This is a genomic window from Nostoc cycadae WK-1 (genome assembly GCF_002897135.1).
Lineage (GTDB): Bacteria > Cyanobacteriota > Cyanobacteriia > Cyanobacteriales > Nostocaceae > Nostoc_B.
The window spans coordinates 81,754-104,252 of record NZ_DF978429.1 but is presented as its reverse complement, the minus strand read 5'-3'; the positions used below and the strand labels follow the sequence as shown (position 1 = coordinate 104,252).

The 22,499-nt window shown below is 40.6% G+C and carries 15 protein-coding genes and 2 pseudogenes; 10 read left to right on the top strand and 7 right to left on the bottom strand.

Going from position 1 to position 22,499, the window contains the following annotated elements; translation table 11 throughout:
* The first annotated feature begins 302 nt into the window (after positions 1-302).
* From NCWK1_RS14525 to NCWK1_RS14515, 3 genes are all read left to right on the top strand, one after another.
* Positions 303-1,103 carry an SDR family oxidoreductase gene (locus NCWK1_RS14525; protein ID WP_096581455.1) on the top strand — a complete coding sequence of 267 codons (801 nt, stop codon included), beginning with the start codon at positions 303-305 and terminating at the stop codon, positions 1,101-1,103.
* A 188-nt stretch (positions 1,104-1,291) separates the two neighbouring features.
* Positions 1,292-2,206, top strand: coding sequence for a TauD/TfdA dioxygenase family protein (locus tag NCWK1_RS14520; RefSeq protein WP_103125201.1), 915 nt, complete (start codon positions 1,292-1,294; stop codon positions 2,204-2,206).
* A 105-nt stretch (positions 2,207-2,311) separates the two neighbouring features.
* Complete coding sequence (locus NCWK1_RS14515) at positions 2,312-2,860, top strand: glutathione S-transferase family protein (protein ID WP_103125200.1); 549 nt, start codon at positions 2,312-2,314, stop codon at positions 2,858-2,860.
* Here the strand turns inward: NCWK1_RS14515 and NCWK1_RS14510 are convergent.
* Both NCWK1_RS14510 and NCWK1_RS14500 read right to left on the bottom strand, forming a co-directional pair.
* Positions 2,857-4,241: pseudogene (locus tag NCWK1_RS14510) on the bottom strand (IS4 family transposase). The gene NCWK1_RS14515 and the pseudogene NCWK1_RS14510 sit on opposite strands and share 4 nt — an antisense overlap.
* A gap of 198 nt (positions 4,242-4,439) precedes the next feature.
* Positions 4,440-4,778: pseudogene (locus NCWK1_RS14500) on the bottom strand (GFA family protein); the annotation flags it as partial.
* Between the two features lie 343 nt (positions 4,779-5,121).
* On the opposite strand from NCWK1_RS14500, the gene NCWK1_RS14495 reads away from it, so the two are divergent.
* The 3 genes from NCWK1_RS14495 to NCWK1_RS14485 all read left to right on the top strand — a co-directional run bounded on the left by NCWK1_RS14495 (position 5,122) and on the right by NCWK1_RS14485 (position 10,746).
* Positions 5,122-6,063, top strand: coding sequence for a DMT family transporter (locus NCWK1_RS14495; RefSeq protein WP_103125198.1), 942 nt, complete (start codon positions 5,122-5,124; stop codon positions 6,061-6,063).
* A 162-nt stretch (positions 6,064-6,225) separates the two neighbouring features.
* Positions 6,226-6,882, top strand: coding sequence for an HAD family hydrolase (locus NCWK1_RS14490; protein ID WP_103125197.1), 657 nt, complete (start codon positions 6,226-6,228; stop codon positions 6,880-6,882).
* Positions 6,883-7,122: 240 nt separating this feature from the next.
* Positions 7,123-10,746 (top strand): CHAT domain-containing protein, encoded by a 3,624-nt coding sequence (locus tag NCWK1_RS14485; protein ID WP_245894902.1) that lies wholly within the window; start codon positions 7,123-7,125, stop codon positions 10,744-10,746.
* Between the two features lie 16 nt (positions 10,747-10,762).
* Here NCWK1_RS14485 and NCWK1_RS14480 read toward each other — a convergent pair whose 3' ends face one another.
* The 3 genes from NCWK1_RS14480 to NCWK1_RS14470 all read right to left on the bottom strand — a co-directional run bounded on the left by NCWK1_RS14480 (position 10,763) and on the right by NCWK1_RS14470 (position 13,600).
* Positions 10,763-11,524, bottom strand: a complete 762-nt coding sequence (locus NCWK1_RS14480; RefSeq protein WP_096581441.1) for a MinD/ParA family ATP-binding protein — start codon at positions 11,522-11,524, stop codon at positions 10,763-10,765.
* 67 nt (positions 11,525-11,591) lie between these two features.
* Complete coding sequence (locus tag NCWK1_RS14475; protein ID WP_103125195.1) at positions 11,592-11,888, bottom strand: CopY family transcriptional repressor; 297 nt, start codon at positions 11,886-11,888, stop codon at positions 11,592-11,594.
* A 5-nt stretch (positions 11,889-11,893) separates the two neighbouring features.
* Positions 11,894-13,600, bottom strand: coding sequence for a CHASE2 domain-containing protein (locus tag NCWK1_RS14470; protein WP_103125194.1), 1,707 nt, complete (start codon positions 13,598-13,600; stop codon positions 11,894-11,896).
* Between the two features lie 348 nt (positions 13,601-13,948).
* Here NCWK1_RS14470 and NCWK1_RS14465 point away from each other — a divergent pair, with 348 nt between their 5' ends.
* Positions 13,949-14,767, top strand: a complete 819-nt coding sequence (locus NCWK1_RS14465) for a DUF928 domain-containing protein (RefSeq protein ID WP_103125193.1) — start codon at positions 13,949-13,951, stop codon at positions 14,765-14,767.
* Between the two features lie 337 nt (positions 14,768-15,104).
* Positions 15,105-17,471, top strand: a complete 2,367-nt coding sequence (locus tag NCWK1_RS14460; RefSeq protein WP_103125192.1) for a PhoX family protein — start codon at positions 15,105-15,107, stop codon at positions 17,469-17,471.
* A gap of 103 nt (positions 17,472-17,574) precedes the next feature.
* On the opposite strand, the gene NCWK1_RS14455 is transcribed toward NCWK1_RS14460, so the two are convergent.
* A complete protein-coding gene (locus NCWK1_RS14455) occupies positions 17,575-18,123 on the bottom strand; it encodes a PEP-CTERM sorting domain-containing protein (RefSeq protein ID WP_096581431.1) in 549 nt (182 codons plus the stop codon).
* Positions 18,124-18,254: 131 nt separating this feature from the next.
* Positions 18,255-20,225, bottom strand: coding sequence for a sensor histidine kinase (locus NCWK1_RS14450; RefSeq protein ID WP_103125191.1), 1,971 nt, complete (start codon positions 20,223-20,225; stop codon positions 18,255-18,257).
* 295 nt (positions 20,226-20,520) lie between these two features.
* Between NCWK1_RS14450 and NCWK1_RS14445 the strand changes: the two genes are divergently transcribed.
* Together NCWK1_RS14445 and NCWK1_RS14440 are read left to right on the top strand one after the other, a co-directional pair.
* Positions 20,521-21,213, top strand: coding sequence for a RibD family protein (locus NCWK1_RS14445; RefSeq protein WP_103125190.1), 693 nt, complete (start codon positions 20,521-20,523; stop codon positions 21,211-21,213).
* A gap of 69 nt (positions 21,214-21,282) precedes the next feature.
* On the top strand, positions 21,283-22,464 hold the full coding sequence (locus tag NCWK1_RS14440) for a GNAT family N-acetyltransferase (protein ID WP_096581425.1): 1,182 nt from the start codon (positions 21,283-21,285) through the stop codon (positions 22,462-22,464).
* Positions 22,465-22,499 lie beyond the last annotated feature (35 nt).

Here is a 22,499-nt window from a genome sequence, read left to right as displayed (position 1 = left end):
AAAACATTGTAAGCAATCCTGAATCTATCTTGAAAAGTTTGCTTAAGTCTGGTAAGCAATACCCACAATGCTGTTTCTGCAACATACTGGCTCAAATTTCCACAAAATCCCAAATTGTCTGAGGTCTTGCTTATTAAGTTGATATTATGATAACTTGCTCTATTAACTACGGTAATTCTATCAAATTACCGTAGTTAATAATTCAAGCCATCTTCAAAATCGACAATATCAGCGCTTAATTAGCGATTGTATGAGTTGTTGAAAATTTAATGTTTCCCCATTTGATTGGAGCGTAAATTTTTATGAGCTTAGAGCTACACCTATCAGGGAAAACAGCGATAGTCACAGGTGGTAGTGCGGGGATTGGATTAGCCATTGCCAAAGCTCTCTATAGTGAAGGTGTGAATGTAGCGATCGCAGCTCGTAACCCAGAAAGACTAGAGAATGCTGTCAGCGCCATTCAATCTCTACCCACCCCTGGAGCGAAAGTAATTGCCATCAGGGCTGATCTCACTCAAGCAGAAAGTATAGATACAGTAGTCTCTACAACCCTGGCTCAGTTTGGTCAAATTGATATTTTGATTAATAACGCTGGTTCAGCCCGTGCTGGCTCATTTCTCGATTTGAGCGATGATGTATTTCTCGATGCTTGGAATTTAAAGTTATTAGGCTACATTCGCTTAGTTAAAGCCGTTGTCCCCCATCAAAAAAGTCGCCGTGATGGTCGCATTGTCAACATCATCGGCGGTGCAGGTAGAACACCCCGTCCAGGTTTCCTTCCCGGTGGAACAACTAACGCCGCCTTACTTAACTTCACTCGTGGAATCTCGAAAGAATTAGCCCAACATAACATTCGGATTAATGCGATTTCACCGGGTGCGACAGCAACCGAACGTGCAGAACGGTTAGCAGAGCAAAATGCTCAAGCGCGGGGAATTAGTGTAGAACAAGCCAAAGCTGAAAGTTTGCAAGCAATTCCTCTCGGCAGAATTGTACCGCCAGATGAAATTGCCGCGCTGACACTATTTTTAGTATCTGACTTAGCTGCTTCGATTACAGGCGCAGAAATTCTGGTTGATGGTGGCTCTACCCCTGGCGTTTAGTACGAAGTCCCAAGTAGATTCCACAAATACTGGAATTATAGCAGGAGGCAGGAGGTAAAAGTCTTGCTATGTCTGCCATTCGTACTTTTTAACTGTCCTCACCTATACTTCGACTGCTATACCAGACAGACTAATGTCTGAGCAAAAGTTTTAACTTACTTACGAATTTTTCTGGAGCATAAAATCACATGAGTTCTCAATATTTTGATATCAAACCAGTTGCTGGACGCATCGGTGCAGAAATTCTCGGTGTTGACTTGAGTGCAAATCTCAGCGACGAGTTAATTAGCGATATTCGTCACACCCTCGTTCAACACAAAGTGATTTTCTTTCGTGGTCAAACACTTGATGCAAATGCACAGGTAGCTTTCGCTCGGCGGTTCGGTGAAATTACCACAGCCCATCCCACAGTACCCTCTCTAGAAGGACACCCAGAAGTTCTTGACCTGGATTACAGCCGCACTTCCAACCGTGCCAATAACTGGCATACTGATGTTACTTTTGTTGATCGTCCGCCACTCGGTTCTATTCTGCGGGCGCTGGTGATTCCTCCAACTGGTGGTGATACAATTTGGGCAAACTCTGTGACTGCATATCAAGACTTACCAACTCCACTACGTGACCTCGCAGACCAACTTTGGGCTGTACATAGCAACGCCTATGACTATGCAGCGGCTGTAGTTGATTTACCAGCAGATGTTCTAGCTCATCGGGCTGTTTTTACTTCAACCGTATACGAAACGCTGCATCCAGTTGTACGTGTGCATCCCGAATCTGGGGAACGTGGATTATTTATTGGTGGTTTCGTGCGCCGTCTGCGTGGTTTATCACAGAATGAATCTGATGAAATTATCAAATTATTGCAAGCATACGTCACCCGTCCCGAAAATACAGTACGTTGGCGTTGGCAAGTTGGTGATGTTGCCTTCTGGGACAACCGCGCTACACAACATTATGCAGTGGCAGACTACGGCAATCAACCCCGTCATGTTCAGCGTGTCACTATTGTTGGTGATACTCCAGTGGGTATTGATGGTAAGCAAAGTGAAGCTATTAAGGGAGATGCTTCTGTATACAACCGACGTGAACCAGTGGCAGTTTAAATTGTGCAAAATCTAGTTACTGCTAGATAATTTCATGTAGCTGGGCTATTAGTTGTTATAACTGTAGCCCAGCTTTACCTTATGTAAAAAAATTGGCATTAACTCATGAAACTCTTCTATACAGAAATATCTCAGTACGCCCGCATTGTGCGAGTTGCAATAATTGAACTAAATTTAACTGAACAAGTACAACTGCAACTAGTTACAGTACGCGATCGCCATAGTGAATTACTCAATTACAATCCGGCGAATAAAGTGCCAACATTGGCTACTGATGACGGATTTATTTTGAGTGAAACTCGCATCATTACTGCTTATCTTAATCACTTAAACCCTGACATCAAAATTGTTGCTGACTATTCTGATGGATTTTTACAGCACCTTGAAGGTATAACAACTGCATTTATCGATGGTATAAGTAACTGGATCAGAGAACGAAAATTTCGGACAGAAACAGAGCAATCACCCAAAATTATCGAATTAGAGCGATCGCGTGCTTTCCGCATCTTAGAATACTTGGAGAAGATTTCCGATCAACTCGACCAAACACCCAAGCTGGCTCACATTACCCTCGCATCAGCACTGGGGTTAGAAATTTGCCTATTGGAATGGCAATGGCGACAAAGTTATCCCAAACCTGACTTTTCCCGTTAAGTCTCTTTTGCAAGCTGCCAACCTTCACAAAGGTCGTGTAATTTTAACCAACCTCGCCACAGCACCTGAATACCAATGGGTGTTTTACTTCGATGTTCTAAGTAGCCGCCAAGACGGGCAATGACTTCAACAGCCCAGCTAACTGTTAATACTTTGGGAAGTTTGGGGGACTTAGCTTTTAAAATCTTAAGTTCAAGGGGGTTAAGAATCTCAATGGCAGGAGAGTCAGGTTGAGTGCGGTGTAGATAAGTTAGTTGCAACAGTTCTACCGCAATCACGCTCAAGAAACCAATGAGAACTTTCATCCCATCAGCAGCAAGTCTGTATTTTTCTACCTGACATCCAGACTTGAAAATTTTATGGTATTCTTCCACACGCCAACGATACGTATACCAACGTAAAATTGTAGAAGCCATCTGAATATCTGCAATAACTTCTGTTGTTAACAACATCCATTCCACAGGTGTTTCGCTTTCGGGACAATCAATTTCTGTGGCATAAACAGCATACACAGATAGCGGGTTACGGTTATCAAAACGATAAGGAGTACGTAGATTGACCGGACAAAATCGTATAGCTAGTTTGGTTTGACGAGCAGTACGCTGGCTCGTGGATGGTAATTCAATTTTCTGTTCAAAACTAATAGGTTGAGCTTCTAACTTCGACCACAGACGTTCGCTTTCGGAATCTAAACTACGGTTATGAGCCGCACGAACTATGATTCCAGTGTGTTGGAGTTGGCGAAGTTGATCAAAAACTTTTGTAATATCACCTTCGCGGTCGAAAACATGAATCACTTGTGTGTGCTGGCTTACAAGCTTTTCTACAGTGGTTAGAGCTTCTACCCACTTATAAGATTCTTTCTGTTCAAAAGGGCGGTTTCGGGCTTCTTTACGTGCTGCTGCTTGCCTTTTTTTCTTCTGTGTCGGTGTTTCATCTTTCGGTGGCTTGTGTTTCGGCTCACGATTCCAAAGTTTTTGCCATAACAGACCTATGGATTGACCTTTCTGAGGCTCTATCGCTAAGGCACTGTGTAATATTAAACCATTACCCCCTTTACCAATTGGGCCGTAACCTTCTTTTTTCACCTCAATACTGCCATAATCTAGAAAAGTTGTGTCTCCAACACACAGCACTATGTCGCGTTCTGCAACATTTTCTGCCGTCATCTGACAGTGCGGCTCAATCACGCTGGAAAATTGCACTTTTGGGTTGGCAAAAACTCATAGGCTCTCTTGAGTACCGTTCCATTGCTGAAGATTTCTGACAGTGCTTTCCCAAATCCAAGGCTTAGAGCATACCCAATTGACATTGCGCGCTCATTCAATCGGCGATCTCCCAGAGATATGGTTGCAAAATTCTTCTCCCACCAGTCCAGCATTGCTTGTTACCTTTAGTACCCGATGACAATTAATTTACCGTATATGCTGTGCTGTTCTTCAAGCCCTTTACCAGCAAGCCTTTCAAGACTTAACGGGAAAAGTCAGATCCCAAACTGGCTCAGTGGTATGATGAATTCTCTCAACGTCCATCTATGCAAATGACGAACCCAAAATCTTAAAGATAATTTTTCCAGAGATTAAAGATTACGATTCCGGCTAAAACCAGGCAAATTAGCAGCAATATAAGCCCAAGGTACGGCTGAATCAGTCCAGATTTGATGTACTGGTTTGACGAACATCGGATTGTCAAGACTTCCTGCTTTTATCCAGATAAACTGTGGCTTTGCTGGCGCTTTGGTAAACAGGGGCGAACCGCACTCTGGGCAAAATTCCCGAATGATTGTACCGCCGCTATCTCCCATTTTTGTATAACTTTTCACTTTACCTGATATGATACGGAGTGCGGTTGATTGCCCACGTACCCCAACATTAAAAGCGCTACCTGTCGTCTTCCTACAATCTTGGCAATGGCAGTAATTTGCTGATTCTAGCTCTCCGTTGTACTAATATCGCACATAGCCGCAGAGACACCCTCCAATCACCAGTTCAGCCATGCTTTTTCTTTATTGACTTGGAAATAAATTATTTAATTACTCTAATTATCAGTTTAGCATATAGTTTATACTCTAAGGACTTGAAATTTACCTATAGCCATGTAATACTGCTAAAGTCTCGTTCAATTAGTTAATGAATAGCTTTTAAAATAACAATTATTGTCATTCTTAAAGGCGAATTATATTTGCATACATAAAACTATAAGCCAGAAAAAATAGTGGCTTTAACAATACAATCTGGTTGTCCATTCGGAACCTTTTTAGCGTGTTAGGCATCCTGACGGTTCTTTTATCCTCCTTTGTGTTGGCGTTTCATAACGTAACTGTGCGAGTTTTGTTTTCCGAACATCTCGTACTAAATTTATTTTTACTCGGTGGATACGTTAAACCGGATTTACAGAATTCATTCTTGCTGATGTTCATGCGGATGCTGTTGGTAGTTCCACTCATGGCTTCTTTAGCATTCAAGTTATATCCATCGGCACTGAAAGAATTGCAAGATATGTTCAAGCATCATCGCACAGATGTGATCAGCCAAGTCTTGGGCTGTGGGGTATTGATGTTTGTGTATATTGCCTTACTCTACATTTCCATTGGCTTGATTCCCACAGGAATTGCTATCACCCTCTTCTTTTCTTATCCCGTGTTTACGGCGCTGCTGGCTTGGAAGTTTTTTGGCGATCGCCCCACCTTTTTTCGTTGGCTAGTCATGGGTATTATTTTAGTAGGTAGTGTTCTAACTATTCCGCCATCTTCTACTAGCTATAGCAGTTCCGCTATTACTTTAGGGATTATTGCTAGTGTTGGTGCCGGAATTGTTTACGCTTTTTATTGTGTAATTGCCCAAAAATGTTTAGAAAAATTCCATCCAGTTCCCTTCACTTGGATTAGTTTTGCCACTACTTTGGTGCTTTCTGGTGTTAGCTTACTGTTCTGGCCAATTCCCAGTACTCAACTTGATTGGACACCAATGTGGATTGGTAGCATTTTTTCAGGTTTAGTCAGCTTTGCTGGACACACTTTAAATAATTTGGGAATTCGGATGATTAGTGCGACAAAGGCTTCTATTATCGGTGCAAGTAGTCCAGCATTGACGGCGTTAGTCGCCTGGGGAACAATTAGCGAAACTTTAAGCGTGATTCAAAGTGTGGGAATTAGTGTGGTGACATTAGGAATTGCATTACTAAGTGTAGAGAGACGTAGTTAGTCATAAAATCTGAATTTCTTAAGTAAGTATGATAACTGGTAAGTAAGTCGGCGTGAAAAAACAAAAATAAGTTCAGAAAGGTAAACAAGGCTACCATCCTCTTCCCTCCCGCCTCCTGCCTTGTCCTAATTACAATTATTTATGTCACTCTACTTATAAGCTATGCCTGCTAACGCTATCCTGTTTGATTTAGATGGGACACTGACAGACCCTAAACCGGGAATTACTCGCTGTATTCAGTATGCTCTGTCTGAACTTGGTCACATAGCACCAGAAGTTGATGAATTGAATTGGTGTATTGGCCCGCCAATTAAAGATAGTTTTTCTCAGCTACTAAAGACTTCAGATGAGACAATGCTGGCACAAGCAATTTCGCTATACCGTAGTCGTTTTTCTACAATTGGCTTATTTGAAAATACTCTTTATCCCCAAGTTTTAGAAACTCTCACAGCTATTCGTGGTGCTGGTTATCAAACCTTTGTGGCAACTTCCAAGCCTTATATTTACACGACACGGATTATTGAACATTTTGGCTTATCACCGCTGTTTGATGGTGTTTATGGTAGTGAACTTGATGGAGTGCGGAGTGTCAAAGCTGATTTAATTCACTATATTTTAATGAGAGAAAATCTTTTACCTGAGACTGTGGTGATGGTAGGCGATCGCAAACACGACATAATCGGAGCCAAACACCATCATATTACTACAATTGGTGTGACCTATGGTTATGGAACTGAGCAAGAGTTACAAACCCACGGTGCAGATTTTATAGCTCATTCTCCAGATGAGATTGCCAAATTTATGAGACATTCATCCTAAATAAGTTAGGGAATTTCTCGTTTAAATAATTTGGGTTTTTATAGATTCAGAAGTAATTGAAAAACTTTATATATAAAAATTTATTTTTTCTTAACTTTTTGTAGTTGACCAATTGGCAATATGCAAAATTTAATATTTAGAAAGCTTTTAAACGCACACTGACTCATGTATACTTTAAACTATCAAAAAAGAAGTTTACATAGAGTTTTAATTCATAATAAGTATGTTAAAAGTTTTTTTTTGCATATTAAATTTAATAAAATCCCAAGCAAATTACCAATAATTTTTCAACAACATCAGCAAAAATATTTATCTCAAGTCAAAACATTAACAGCTATCAACATCATTTTAGGTTTATATTTAATACCTGCAAAAGTCCAAGCCCAAAACATCACCCCCGCCAATGATGGTACAGGTACAACTGTTAACACTCAAGATAACAATATTAATATTAGTGGTGGTAGTTTAAGTAGCGACAAAGCCAACCTCTTTCATAGCTTCAGCAAATTTGGTCTAGATGCTAACCAAACAGCTAACTTTTTATCGCAACCATCAATTCAAAATATCTTAGGTAGAGTTACAGGTGGTGAAGCATCAATAATTAACGGCATCATTCGCGTTAGTGGCGGGAATTCTAACTTATATTTAATCAACCCCGCAGGCATTATCTTTGGTGCTAATTCTAGTTTAAATGTACCTGCATCATTCACCGCTACCACAGCCACACGCCTCGGTTTTGGTAATAATAACTGGTTAAATGCGGTTGGGACAAACGACTACAGCCAACTTATCGGCACACCCAATAGTTTCGCGTTTGATAGCAGTGTCGCTAGTGCCATTTTCAATCAAGGTAATTTGGCAGTGCCATCAGGGAATAATTTAAGTCTATTTGGTGGCACAGTCGTAAGTCCAGGAACTTTGTCAGCGCCTGGTGGTAACATCACAATTGCGGCTGTACCCGGCAGTAGTTTACTCAAATTGAGTATGGCGGGGAATCCTTTAAGTTTAGAAATTCAACCGCTGAATGCAACTAATAATAATCTGGTATCGAATTCGTTACCAGCATTGTTAACTGGTGGTGGTGTTGGGAATGCTTCTGGTTTGCAGATTGAAAATGGTACGGTAAAGTTAACTGGTTCTGGTTTGAATGTTAGCAATGGTGATGTTGTTACCACAAATATTATTGATCCAAATGCCGTCACTCTTAAGGCAAATGCCGTCACTATTCAGGCAATAGGTAATATCAAAACTCAAGATATCACCACTACCGATAGTTTTACTGGTCTAGCTGGCCCTGTTTCTTTAACAGCAGGCGGTAATATCACAACTCAAGATATCACCACTAATGATAGATTTACTGGTTTGGCAGGCGCAGTTAATTTAACAGCAGGCGGTAATATTACAACTGATAATATTGATGCTTCAGCTTTCAGTCGTTTTGAAACTGCTACAGCAGGTGCAGTTAATTTAACAGCAGGCGGTAATATTACAACTAATAATATTGATACTTCAGCAGCTTTGATTTTAGGGACTGCTAATGCAGGTGCAGTCAATTTAATAGCTGATGGTAATATTACTGTTGGCAGTATTAATACAAGTGCTAGGAGTATTGATGTTGATCAAATTGAGTTTATCAATGCAAATTCTCCAAATCAAGCCGCTATGTTGTTGCCCAATACACCCCCATTCGCTCAAGGTGGTAATGTTAATCTTTTAGCCAATGGAACAGTTAGGGTATTAGGAGAAATTCTTGATAATGGTCAGCCTACCGGAAATTCAATTTTGACCAGCGCATTTACTCAACCTGGGGCTGTTACGATTCAACATGATGGAGGTGTAAATAACGTTCCATTTGTTGTGGGTGATGCTAACTTGAATGGTACAGCAGCCGCTATTAATGTTAGCAAAATAAGTATTGTTGGTAATGAGGCAGCTACTGAAAAAATCATCCCAGATAGTGACAATTCTCAAATTTCTCCCACATCCCCAATTCACATTTTTCCTGTTATTCCACTAGGCGGACGAGCAGAAGGTACTCCTAGCTTAATTTCCATTAATTCTGTTAACACACCACCTACTTTAACAGACAACTATAGTGTAATTAATACACGCCAAAATCGACCTATTACATTTACTTTTGGTTCATTAAATATCAATACTAATGATGTTAATAATGATGTCAGTCAAATAATTCTTGATGGGATATTGTCTGGTTCTGTAACCTTTCAAGATGGGACACCAGTTACATCAGGAACAGTGCTGAATCCAAATACCGTTTTAGTTTATACTCCCCAACGAGGTTCTGTGGGTCGAGTATCGGCTTTTACGATTAAAGCGAGTGATGGTGTTTCGGAATCTGCACCGCAATCAATCAATATTAATATAACGCGACAACCAATAATTATTCCTCCACCTAATCCCGAAACAGATAATCCCCAACCTAATCCCGAAACAAATAATCCTCCTCCTTTAGAGCCAAATAATCCTTTGAATCCCGCAACGAATAATCTGCTGAATGTAGACCTCACTAATGTGGTTGATTCTGAGACAGAAGAAAAGAAAACTGCTAGTATACCAATCTTAGAGAAAAATCAATCTTCTTTAGATGCAGAAACAGATAAGGATATATTTAAAATTGATGCAAGATTTACTAACCAGTTTGCGCGATATTTAGGTACAGGTACACCGCCAATTAAAGGTATTAAAGAAGCTAGTGAGATTTTAGTAAATATTGAAAATGCTACAGGGGTAAAACCTGCTTTAATTTATGTTTCTTTTATACCGAAAACTCTCAAACGTGATGTTTTACCAGAACAAAAACTCACACCTCAAGACGATGATGTTTTAGAGTTATTAGTAGTTACAGGTAAGGGTGAGCCAATTCGGAAAGTAGTTAATGTGACGCGATCGCAAGTCTTAGCTATGAGTAAACAGTTTACCAACAATGTCACCCAAGCAACTTTGTTAAACAGCTATCTTACTCCTGCTACAAAATTATACAACTGGTTAATTGCACCCTTGAAATATAACCTGCAAGCAAGGCAAATTAATAATCTAGTGTTTATTGTAGATGCAGGTTTGCGAACCATGCCCATAGCCGCACTTTATGATGGTAAACAGTATCTCATTGAAAACTATAGTGTTGGTTTAATGCCAAGTCTGAGCCTGACAGATACTCAATATATTGATATTAAGAAATCTGAAGTTTTAGGTATGGGTGCATCGCAATTTATGAATCAAGACCCATTACCATCTGTACCTTCAGAATTGACTACTATCACTCAAAAGCTTTGGCCTGGTAGAGTTTTCTTAAATGAAGCCTTCACTTTAACAAATCTCAAAGCCCAACGACAGCAAAAAGCATTCGGGATTGTTCATCTTGCTACTCATGGAGAATTTAACTCAGGTGCGCCGAATAACTCTTATATTCAATTGTGGGACACTCAACTGAGAATGGATCAAATCCGTCAACTCGGCTGGAATAACCCACCTGTAGAACTAGTCGTGCTGAGTGCTTGTCGTACAGCCTTGGGTAACGAAGATGCAGAATTAGGTTTTGCTGGCTTTGCGGTGCAAGCTGGGACAAAGTCTGCATTGGCGAGTTTATGGTACGTTTCCGATGAAGGTACTCTCGGATTGATGACTCAATTTTATGAAAAGTTGAAACAAGCGCCTATCAAAGCCGAAGCTCTGCGACGAGCGCAAGTCGCCATGCTCAAAGGCCAAGTGCGGATAGAAATGGGTAGGCTGAGAACTGCGCGTGGTGATGTAGCATTACCACCAGTCCTACTAGAACTTGGTGATAGAAAGTTGACTCATCCGTATTTTTGGGCAGCTTTTACCATGATTGGTAATCCTTGGTAATAGAGTTAGAAAATGTCTATTGGATAATCATTTTGGCTACCTTAGTCATAACTTGACTGAAGGGATGTTCTGGATGACGTAAACAAAACAAATCGCTACTGGCCAGTTGAATCAATTCTTCAGACAGCGGTAAAACACCCGCGACAGGTGCGTTATATGTTTTTTCTACCTGTTGCTTGAGTGCATCAAAATCTAGGGCTGGGAGCGCTTTATTAATTAACAACAACATTTTTGGGACTTCTAGTTTACGGGCTACTTCCACTGTGACGGCTGTGCCTTGAAAATCTTGGCGATCGGGGCGGAGAATCAGCACTAAAATATCAGAAATAGCAATTGAAAGTAAGGTTTCTTCATTAAGTCCTGGATGGGTATCAATGAATAGGTAGTCTAACTTCAAAGCAACCAGTAGTTTTTGAAAGCCTTCATTGAGTAAATTAAAATCAAATCCTTCTCGCAGAACTTTAGTAATATCTCTAGCTTTAATACTCGAAGGTATGAGATAAATACGTCCCTTAGCTCCTACTGTTTGACTTAAAGTTGAGCTAACATCGTAGGCAGATTCTTCAATATTACAGCGTCCCCAAAGATAATCATTAAGGGAATATTTGATTTTCTGATCATCAAAACCAAACAGAACATGAATACCTGGAGATTGGATATCTGTATCAACAATCCCAACTCGATAACCATAACGTGCAACTATTCCTGCTAGGTTAGCGGTGGAATTTGATTTACCTGTACCGCCGCGGAATGAGTGGATAGATACAATTTTTGACATGATAAAAGTGATTTTCTTTTAGCGAATTGCCCAAACCCAGAGAGCGCAGAGTATAAATCTATATAGTTTAGAGTTTATCCCATATATTTTGACTCAGCTTACTTTTCTTTTGGGTAGAAAAGTGGGGTTGATAACAAACTAATTGATTATCTTCTGATTCTTGAATAAACCCTTGGTTAATTAATATTTGTAGCTGTTGTTGTGCCAGTTCTTCTGTAATATTCAGATGACTTGATACTTCTGATAGACTAACTTTTTGCTGGCGAGTTATCCAATTAACAAGTTGTCGTTGTTCGTCAGGTAAATCTATGATATCTAACTTACTATTGTGGGGTGATGATTCGGCAGGTTCTTGGTAATTCATGATGATTATTTATTTTCCTTCAATTTTTTACTACGACGTTGTAAATCTGCTAAGTATTCTAATTCGTCTGGTTCTTCAATTGTTGTTGGTGTTGTGGTTATTTCTAAGTTATTGTTTGAGGTTTGAGGAAGTAAAGTTTCTTGGGAGTTAAGTTTGTTTCGCCTATCGCGTACTTGTTGTAAATAATCTATGTCTGTAGTTTCGATATTTGAGGGTTTATTAATGATTGTGTCAGGTAAAAGATTATGATTATCGAAATCATTCACAACAGGTGTAGTTGTAAGAGATAATTTGTCTTCATTCTCCCGAACCCGCAAATCTTTAGCCTTGTGCTGTAATTCTAAAAAGTAATCACTTTCGGTAATTGCCGCGACCTCTTGATTTTTTTTGTCTTCGTCAATATCAATATTAATTTTGAGGAAGCCTTTAACTGTTTTAACAATTGTAGCGGCATATCTATCTATTAAAACAACAGCAACAGCACTACCTAAAAGGCTTAAAACTGGTGGCACTAGAGGTATCCAACCAGCATGGATAAATATTATATAGTTGGTTCCTAATAATATAGCGATCGCTACTCCTCCACCCAAGATCAACAGCCAAGGTTTACGAATCCGCCAAGCTAAAAATCCGCCGACTAGTGACCAAGCAAATACCCATAAGCCTTCTTGTAATTCATTCCAATACCAAAATAAAGGTCGTTTATTCAAAACTGCACTTAATATCTGACTAGCATTTTGGGCGTGAACTACTACCCCTGGCATTTTTTGACTATCCGCTGACCCTGCACTATAAGGTGTATAAAAAGTATCTTTGACAATTTGGGCAGTGTAGCCAATCATGACAATTTTGTCTTTAATCAACGCTGGGTCAACTTTATTTGCTAGAACCTCACTGAGAGATACTTGTTTGACAGCGTTTTTGGCAGAACGATAGTTAAGTAGTATTTGGTAGTCTGATGTATCGATGTTGTGGTATCCACCCGATTTTGGCGTTAAGCGTTTGAGAACGGTAGAACCAAACTTTAATTCCCCAGATTTTGTCAGTTCTGGTTCAATTCCTTGGGCGGCTAAATAACGCACCACCATTTGAAAGCTCAGAGATGGTAATTGGTTTTCGGGGTCGGCGATATTGCAGATATGTTCGCTAGGTTTTGGCAGTTTGGAAGCTTTAGGAATGGAAATAATCATCCCTTGACGGACTGTACCACCAGCATCTACGGGAAAATCTGCGACTCCAACTCTATCTTCGGGAATCCCTGGTGCGGCGGCGATACCGGGAGAATCGGCTTTACTGACGACGCAGACTGCGGCAATATTCTCGTTTGCTGATAATGTTTGCATTAAGTCTGTACGACCTGCGGCTGTACCTTGTTTCACGTCCCGCAAAATATCAATCCCAATTACGCGCGGTTCGTGTTCTTCTAGTTTTGTTAGTAACTGCGCCATTGTACCGTCTTCAATGGGATATTCTTTGCGGGTTTGGATATCTGTATCATCCACACCAACGATTAAAAAACGATTGTCTACTCCTTCATCTGGACGCGATCGCATTAACCAATCAAATGTAGCTAATTCCATTCCCTGCAAACTACCCAGTTCGCGCAATCCTAAAATTAATCCGGCGATCGCTACACTGGTGACAACTACTGTCCCGCCAATGGTTAAAACTGTTTGACGGAAATTGCGGTGTTGGGAATCTTGACCAAGCATTAGTATTACCTCTTGATTGATTAGCTAAAGTGTAAATGTTAAAAAATAGCCCTGTAATGATTTTTTTGTAAAAAATATTTAGTTAATGTGCGTCCAAACTACCTGTTTTTCTTTAATCTGTCATTGGCTGTTTAATATTTCTAAATGAAATTGATTGATAAAAATCGATAAACTCAGATTCCCGATTTCTGTAAGAAGTCAGGAATCTCGTTATTTAGGAGTGCTATAGTGATTTCACTGAGGCTATATTAAGCCTAAATTCACTAAATTTAGGCAGAGAGATTCACAAAATGAAACTTTAAATACTATGAAATAGTCATTAATATAAACATATATATTGTAAAAAATATGCTCAAAAAAAACTTACTATTAATTACACTAGGTTTAACTCTCATTCCAGATTTGCTTCTCAGTACAATCCCCACCATTGCAGCGCCTACTTATAATGTTGCTCAATTCAGTCTTCCGCGTTCCACGCCTAGATTATTTCCGCGTCGGCGTTCTCTATTAAGATTTAAAGTGCCAGGAATTCGTGGTTCTCGCAATCTGGAAGCTGGCGCAGCGCGGGGAAAATGCAGTCCACAAGATATTAGTGGAGTATTACCCCCCAAACCTCCCAAGAGTGCAGCTAATCAAGTTCCCGTGGAATTAACAGTTAGCGATCGCCCGACATTTTTTGTGAATGTTCCCCAAACCTCAGCCCAGCAAGCCGAATTTTTACTTAGAGATGAAGCCGGAGAAGAATTACTCGATAAAACTTTACCCTTAACAGCCAGCACCGGAATTATGAGCTATGGCTTACCAGGGGATTTTGCCGGGTTAGAAGTGGGGAAGAAATATCAATGGCGCTTTTCTCTATTGTGTGATTCCACCAATGGCGATCGCAGTGGTGATCCCATTGCTAGTGGCTGGATCGAACGAGTAGAACTAACACCAACGGTAGCGAATAAATTACAAACAGCAACACCTAAACAACGTGTACTCATCTATGCAGAAAATGGTTATTGGCATGATACTCTAAAAACTTTGGCTGATTTACGTGCAGCCCATCCCAATGATTTAACTGTAGTCCGAGATTGGGATGATATTTTGCGATCGGTAGGATTAGACGCAATGTCTAAGCAGCCTTTAATTCCTCTTAATCCCACTACAGCTTCTAGTCAATAATCAATATTTTCGGTTTTCTCACTGCGGTGAAAATCTCCGACTTTTTCAGAAAGTCGGGGATTTTTTTATGAGCAATATGAGAAATTATGCCTATAAAGACAGAGATAATTTTTAGTTAACCATAAGATAACCCAATAATAATTATTGTTAATTAAGTTAATCAAAATCTAGGGTATAGTGTGGAACTTTAAAAATAAAAATCAGGATTAACCTGCACTTTAACCTGGGATTACTAAAGTTTGAAATTAGCAAAACTCACATAGTTTGAGTTATTTATTCAGCTTGAAAAAGAGTTGGTTACTAGTAAATTTCTCCTGATACAACAGAGGATAATTTGATGTCTACATTCAGTCGAAGACAACTTCTCATATTTTTTGGTGGCAGTGCAGGGGCTGCTGTATTGGGAGACAAACTTTTAACAGGTTTGTCTGGTGTCGCAGAGGCAACAACAACTCCACTAAATTTTACGCCAGTACGTTTACCTCATCCTTTACCGATTTATCAAACTCAAAGGAGTTTTTTACCAACAGGAATTGGACAAGGGCAGAATATTGCTCCATCTACAACTCCCAATTTGCCTAGCTATAACGTTATTGATGATGTTGTAGTACCACCAGAATATGAACGTTATGTGATTGTTAGTTGGGGCGATCGCGTGTTTCCCAACCCTGATGAATACTTTGGTTACAACTGCGATTACACTGGTTTCATTCCTCTCGGCAGAACCAATGATGAAGGCTTTTTGTGGGTTAATCATGAATATGTTGGTTTTCCCCTTTCTGATTTAGCACCAGAAGCACCTGTTGATGTTCAAGGGCTACCAACAACATTTCCACCAGTCATTGGTCGGTCTTTACCAGCAGCCAGAGGTGTGGAACTAGAAGGGGAATTTTTATATAACGTAGGCGGCTCAATTATCCGCATCTCTCGCCGCAACTCTGCTAGACGTTATACCGTAGTTAGAGATCCGAGAAATCGCCGGATTCATGGTCTGTCTGGTTTGGGAATTAACCGCCAAAGAAGCGATAGATATCAAAGCGTTACTAGTTGGGGAACTCTCAGCTATCAGCAAGGCGACCAAAATTATTTATATGGGACTGGCCCTGCGGCTACTCAAGTATTTGAAAGTGTCAATGCTGATGGACTGGGTAACAAAATTATTGGTACTGGGTTTAACTGTTCTGGTGGTACGAGTCCTTGGGGAACAATCTTAACTGCGGAAGAAAACTTTCAAGGTGGTTCTGCCTTTTTTGTCGGAGTGACAGAAGCAGTCCTACCCAATGGTAGCCAAACAGGTTACACCCCTGAGACAATTGGCGAAAGGTTTGGTTTAGTTGGCGAAAAATATGGCTGGATGGTAGAAATTGACCCAGTGAATCCTGGTTTCCGTCCTCGGAAACATACTGCTTTGGGTCGTTTCCGCCATGAAAACATTACCATGCGTGCTGAAGCTGGGAGAAAATTAGTTGCTTACATGGGTGACGATAGACGCGGTGGACACACATGGAAGTTTGTCAGTGATGGGGTTGTTACTTCGCCAAACAGTAAAGCTAATAGTAATTTGTGGGAACAAGGTACTTTATATGTAGCTCGTTACAATCCAGATGGTACGGGTCAATGGATACCATTACGTTTAAACACCCCCACAAATCCCATCGCCCCTTCAATCATTTCGTCTGTTGAATTTGCAGCGCGTGGTTTAGCACAAAACAATGGTCGTTTACCACTACCTAGACGTAATGGGATAGCAGGACAAACTATCGATGGTGGCGGATTTAATTGCGATCGCACTAACGAAGCTACAGCTTTACCCCAATATCAAGGTAGAACACTAGCAGATTTCTATCCCACTCAAGGTGCTGTTCTCTGTGATGCTTTCTTAGCAGCAAACTTAGTTGGGGGAACTCCTACCGCCCGTCCCGAAGATTTGGAAATACATCCCATCAATAGAAGAGAAGTGTTCATCTCCTATACTGATGGTGCGCCTGGTAGTGATGGTTATCCTGACTCCCGCATTTTTCAAGTTGCTAAGTTAAGCACTGATGTGAATGCTACTCAACAGTCAGGTGGACTTTACAAAATCATTGAAGACAGTGCTGATAGCACCGGACTCACCTTTAGATGGCAAAGATTTGCTCAAGGTGGCGAAGCCGGATCAGTCAATGGTGCTGGTTTTGCTAGTATAGACAACCTTGTATTTGACAATCAAGCCAATGTTTGGGGTGTAACGGATATGTCTACAGGTACCCATAACGGTTTCAACGTGGGTGCAGCTGGTAGTCCTATAACTATTAATCACACAAGTACTGGTAATATCGCCAATTTCACAGGTGTGTTTGGTAATAACTGGCTATTCTTTATCCCCACCAGTGGGCCTGATGCTGGAAGAGTCTTTCCGTTTGCTCAAGGGCCTGTGCGTTGTGAAATGACAGGGCCAACTTTTGTCGGCGATACACTGATTATTTCCGTACAGCATCCCGGTGAAGATTCACCAATTAATGATGGTACGATTCTCAGCCGCAGTATAGAAATGCTGGCTTTGGATGGTACATTGTTTAACCAAACTCGTACGGTTCCTCGTGGTAGTAGCTGGCCTGGCAACATTCCCACTACTGATGGTGGTCAAAATCAACCCCAAGGTTTTCCTCGTCCGTCTGTAATTGGCATCCAGCGCCGGAACCCGATTAGCGGCAGATTTGTTTAAATATAATTTAGGCTGCGCTGCGAGTGGCAGCTGAAGGAAGTCAGGAGTGAGAATTTAGTAATAGGGTGGGTATGATCATATCCACCCTATTATTTTTATTGCATTACAGATGCTTTTTCTTACGATTTACCAAAAATCCGGTAGCCGTGGCGATCGCTGTACCAAAAAGCGCTAATGGTTCTGGAACTCTAGTGTAAGTAACTGCACCTTGTTCCGTGGTCGATAACAAGTCAGCGCTCACAATACTATAAAATCTATTTCCAGTAGTTGACGGAGTATTGACATCACCAATGAAAAACTGATCTTCGACTAAGTAGCTGAGTCCTACAAAATTACCATTGTTAAAGCTAACTACAGGTGCAATTCCCGCGGGAAAATCAAAATCGTCAGTTTCTGTGTAGCGAGTACCTAAATAATCAAACACCACGGATTGTAATCCATTACTCACGTTTAGGTTTTCTGTCCCGACACCAGTTAAGTTAGTGTCATCATATCTAAAAGAACCAAAGTATTGACTAATGTTAGGGCCAGATGTCACATTCGCAGTGAAATTATAATTAAATACAGCAGCCTGTGTGGGCTTAACTTCAACCGTAGCTAAAGATAAGGCGATCGCAACAGTAGCAATGCCAAAGTTGTTAGTTAATTTCATCAGACTAAGCTCCAAAGCTCAAGGTAAATATTGTGGCAATATCACTTAAATAAACCTTGAACTTATCTTCAGAGGTTAAGAAAACTAAAACAACAGGTTAAGTAGGTTCTGAACAATATAACAATTGAGATTTAATGCTCAACCTTTAAAATTTTTTCTACTAATGGTAATTGATAATTATCTTCAGTGGAAGTTGCTTCGTGGGAGTTTAGCTCTGTGATTTTCTCTTCTTCAGAGGTAACTTTCCCATTTTCCCCATTCTCACTATCGATGATTGGCAAAATAATTTTGACAGTTGTGCCTTGATTAAGACCAGCACTTTCTAGGGAAATGCTACCACCCATCAGTTCAATTAAGTTGCGAGAAATTGCTAGTCCCAATCCTGTACCATCGAACTTACGTGTAGAACCACCATCTATTCGTACAAAGGGGCGAAATAATTTGTGTTGTTGAGCAGGTTCAATACCTAAACCTGTGTCGGTTACAGAAACAATGACTTGAGAATTGTGATTGTAATTGTTAATTGTAGCGGCGATCGCAATACTGCCTTCATCGGTAAACTTAGTCGCATTACCAATAATATTAATTAATACTTGGCGCAGTTTAGCTGCATCTGCCTTGACTGGAATCGGCTCATCACCCAAGGTGATTTTTAACTGTAAGCCTTTTTGTTGCACAGTTACCGATTGGATATTAATTACCTCTAACAAAGTTTGTCGCAGATCCATTGGTATGGAAACAACCGAGAGTTTACCTGCTTCAATTTTAGAAATATCCAGTAAATCGTTAATAATGCCTAGTAAATGGATGGCGGTTTCGTCAGCGCGTTTGAGAAACTCTAGTTCCTCTTCGCGGTTATCGCACATATCTTCTCTCACTAGGCGCACACAATTAATAATGATATTCAGGGGGTTACGCAATTCATGAGAAGTTGTAGCCAAAAACTGACTTTTAATTTGGTTGGCAGTTTTGGCTTCTTTCCAAGCAATTTCTAATTCTTCCGCCCAGGCTTTGAGCCTTTCAAACATCTGATCAATTGCTTGTGCTAGTTGGTTAAACTCCCGAATTTTAAAGTTTTGCGGGACTGTTTGGGCTGCATGATGACTGTGAATATTCAGCACATAATCTCGCAATTCTTCCACAGGGGCTGCCAAGTAAGGAGCCAAATATAGCGATGCCAACAAAGTTGCACCAATTAAACCAACTGTCAATACAATTAAGATTAATTTAATTTCCTCTAAACCAAATAGTGCATTGTCCACACTAGTCACAGCTAAAATAATCCATTGTTGTGGCTGTTGGGCAATGGGATTGCTAATCACACTGTAACCAGCGACTAATTCTTTGCCTTCTTGAAACGATAAGTTGACAGAATTACTTTGTCCTGTGATGGCATTTTTAATAATGCTTTGCAATCGCTTGGCATCAGGGTATTCCTGAATATTACTGTTGATTCTCTCTGGTATTGGGTGTGCGAGGATTGTGCCATCGTCAGCAATTACCAATGTGGAACCAGCTAGTGAGCCTGGATGATTTTTGGTGTGCTTGAATAGTGACGACTGCATACTGAAAACATACTTGAATTGCCCACTTTGACTGTACACAGGGGCAGATAGTACTATTTGTAGTTGATTTTCTGTATCTCTTTGGCCTGTTGTACCTGCTTTGGGCGGTAATATTGCCTTGATTTCCAGATTGTCAGCCAAAAAAGGCAATTTGGGTTCTCTAATTACTTTGTTGCCACAACTACTAGCAATGATGTCGCCGTTTTGCAGATTGCTTAATTGTACACACTCAATGTAGGTTGGTAGTTCTTTGACTACCTGATTGATAAAGTCTTGGACTTCAGCCTCTGAACCCGATCGCAGTATAGATGTTTGACTAGTAACTAATACACTGGTTTTGAGAGCAGCGATCGCATTAACTATCTTTTCACCTTTGAGAACTGCACTTTCTGTGAGATTTTGACGGGCAGTGTTCAGTAGGCTAGAACGAGCTTTATTCAAAGCGACAATTTCCCCCAGCAGTAACACTGGGACAAACAGTAGCAAAATTCTTGTTACTAAAATACGTCTAAATGACGATTGGCGGGACTTAGCCATCGGGTGTCTCACTTCATATCTGCAAACCACAACAGCAAACAATATGCAATTAGATTAGCTAAATGAGACATTTTGTGACGTTGGGAGAGTTTTGTTAACAACCCCTAACAGTATCAAACAATGAAGGCATAAAAAGAAATATGTTATACCAAAACTCTTATGGGCGAGATGTAACTGCGACTTATGTTGCATAAAAATAAAGTGATGAAATTGGTAAACAGTAGCTTGCTGGGCGGAGATTTTTTACAATCAACACACTAGCAAGAAAAACACTTTAGACTATCAAACCAACCCAATGGCGCAACATCGTCCTCATACCACAGTGGTTTTGGCAATGAGTGCAGATGGCAAAATAGCAGATTTTAGGCGATCGGCTGCTCGATTTGGCTCCGGGGCTGATCAAGCACACCTAGAAAAACAAATCGCTGCCTCTGATGCCGTTCTATTTGGTGCTGGCACTCTCCGTGCTTACGGTACGACACTTACCGTATCACATCCAACACTGCTGCAACATCGAATCAAAGAGGGTAAGACCCCCCAACCGGTTCATATAGTCATTACACAATCTGCGGATTTTAATCCGGAAATCAAGTTTTTTAAACAACCTATCCCACGTTGGTTATTGACCACAACAGCAGGAGCAAGTGTTTGGCAAGGACGCTCAGAATTTGAACAGATTTTAGTTTTTGAAACCTCAACAGGAACAATTGACACTACAGCTGCGTTGCAATATCTGGCATCTATACATATAACACGCTTAGTCGTCTTAGGTGGCGGTCAATTAGTAGCTTCTATGGTTCACTCAGATTTAATAGACGAATTCTGGTTGACTATTTGCCCATTGATTTTGGGTGGTACGACAGCACCCACCCCAGTAGAAGGACAGGGATTTTTCGCTAATTTGGCTCCTCGGCTCAAACTTTTGGCAGTTGAACAAGTTGAGCAAGAAGTCTTTTTACACTATCAGGTGCAACGAACATTAGACTAAATAAAGTAAAAAGGTAAAAGTCAAAAAGCTTTTGCCTTTTCACTTCCGAGTCCCTAATCTTCTGAAAAGATGGTGGAACAACTTAAGCCGCGCTATTCTGTTGCTTGGATTAACAAAATCGCTGAAGTACCCCAAAACGCCTGGGATGCTTTAGCACTGCCCTTGAAGACTCCATTTTTAGAATGGCAATGGTTAAAAAATCTGGAAACTTCTCACAGTGCGACAGATAAAACTGGCTGGTTGCCCAATCACTTAACTTTGTGGCGAGACAGAACCTTAATTGCTGCTGCACCTTTTTATTTAAAAGGACATAGTTACGGTGAATTTGTCTTTGATCATCAATGGGCAGAATTAAGCGATCGCATCGGTGTGCAATATTATCCCAAACTCTTGGGGATGGCTCCCTTTACCCCGGCGGAAGGTTATCGTTTCTTAATTGCGCCAGGAGAAGATGAAGATGAAATCACCGCCATGATGGTGCATGAAATTGACGCTTTCTGCACTAAACATCGAATTTCTGGTTGTCACTTTCTCTATGTTGATCCTGAATGGCGGCCGGTTTTAGAACGCAATGGGTTTAGTTCTTGGTTACACCACAGCTACATCTGGGAAAATCTCGGATTTAATACTTTTGATGACTATTTAGCAGTGTTCAACGCCAATCAGCGCCGGAATATTAAGCGGGAGCGTAAAGCTGTAGAAAAGGCTGGTTTACGACTCCAACCACTGACTGGTGATGAAATTCCTAAATCTTTGTTTCCATTGATGTACCAATTTTACGCCGATACTTGTGATAAGTTTGGCTGGTGGGGGAGTAAATATTTAACCAAACAATTTTTTGAACAGCTACACGCCGATTATCGCCACCGAGTAGTATTTTTTACCGCTTACAGCGAACAAGACGATCGCCATCCGGTGGGTATGTCTTTTTGCCTTTATAAAGACGATAGATTATATGGACGCTATTGGGGAAGTTTTCAAGAAATCGATTGCCTACATTTTGATGCTTGCTATTACACCCCAATAGAGTGGGCGATCGCTCATAATATCCAAATATTCGATCCTGGTGCGGGTGGAAGGCACAAAAAACGGCGTGGGTTCCCGGCTGCACCTAATTACAGCCTGCATCGCTTTTACAATCACCGTTTAGCGCAAATTTTACTTCCTTATATTAGAGAAGTGAATCAACTAGAACAGCAGGAAATTGAGCAAATTAATGAGGAAATGCCATTTAGTCAGAAAAAAGTGTGAAGTATGAAGTGTGAAGTATGAAATATCAATTTCAA

Excerpts from the sequence above, each read along its gene's own strand:
- NCWK1_RS14525 (WP_096581455.1), top strand. The coding sequence starts at position 303 with ATGAGCTTAGAGCTACACCTATCAGGGAAAACAGCGATAGTCACAGGT.
- NCWK1_RS14520 (WP_103125201.1), top strand. The coding sequence starts at position 1,292 with ATGAGTTCTCAATATTTTGATATCAAACCAGTTGCTGGACGCATCGGT.
- NCWK1_RS14515 (WP_103125200.1), top strand. The coding sequence starts at position 2,312 with ATGAAACTCTTCTATACAGAAATATCTCAGTACGCCCGCATTGTGCGA.
- NCWK1_RS14490 (WP_103125197.1), top strand. The coding sequence starts at position 6,226 with ATGCCTGCTAACGCTATCCTGTTTGATTTAGATGGGACACTGACAGAC.
- NCWK1_RS14480 (WP_096581441.1), bottom strand. The coding sequence starts at position 11,524 with ATGTCAAAAATTGTATCTATCCACTCATTCCGCGGCGGTACAGGTAAA.
- NCWK1_RS14475 (WP_103125195.1), bottom strand. The coding sequence starts at position 11,888 with ATGAATTACCAAGAACCTGCCGAATCATCACCCCACAATAGTAAGTTA.
- NCWK1_RS14470 (WP_103125194.1), bottom strand. The coding sequence starts at position 13,600 with ATGCTTGGTCAAGATTCCCAACACCGCAATTTCCGTCAAACAGTTTTA.
- NCWK1_RS14465 (WP_103125193.1), top strand. The coding sequence starts at position 13,949 with ATGCTCAAAAAAAACTTACTATTAATTACACTAGGTTTAACTCTCATT.
- NCWK1_RS14460 (WP_103125192.1), top strand. The coding sequence starts at position 15,105 with ATGTCTACATTCAGTCGAAGACAACTTCTCATATTTTTTGGTGGCAGT.
- NCWK1_RS14455 (WP_096581431.1), bottom strand. The coding sequence starts at position 18,123 with ATGAAATTAACTAACAACTTTGGCATTGCTACTGTTGCGATCGCCTTA.
- NCWK1_RS14450 (WP_103125191.1), bottom strand. The coding sequence starts at position 20,225 with ATGGCTAAGTCCCGCCAATCGTCATTTAGACGTATTTTAGTAACAAGA.
- NCWK1_RS14445 (WP_103125190.1), top strand. The coding sequence starts at position 20,521 with ATGGCGCAACATCGTCCTCATACCACAGTGGTTTTGGCAATGAGTGCA.
- NCWK1_RS14440 (WP_096581425.1), top strand. The coding sequence starts at position 21,283 with ATGGTGGAACAACTTAAGCCGCGCTATTCTGTTGCTTGGATTAACAAA.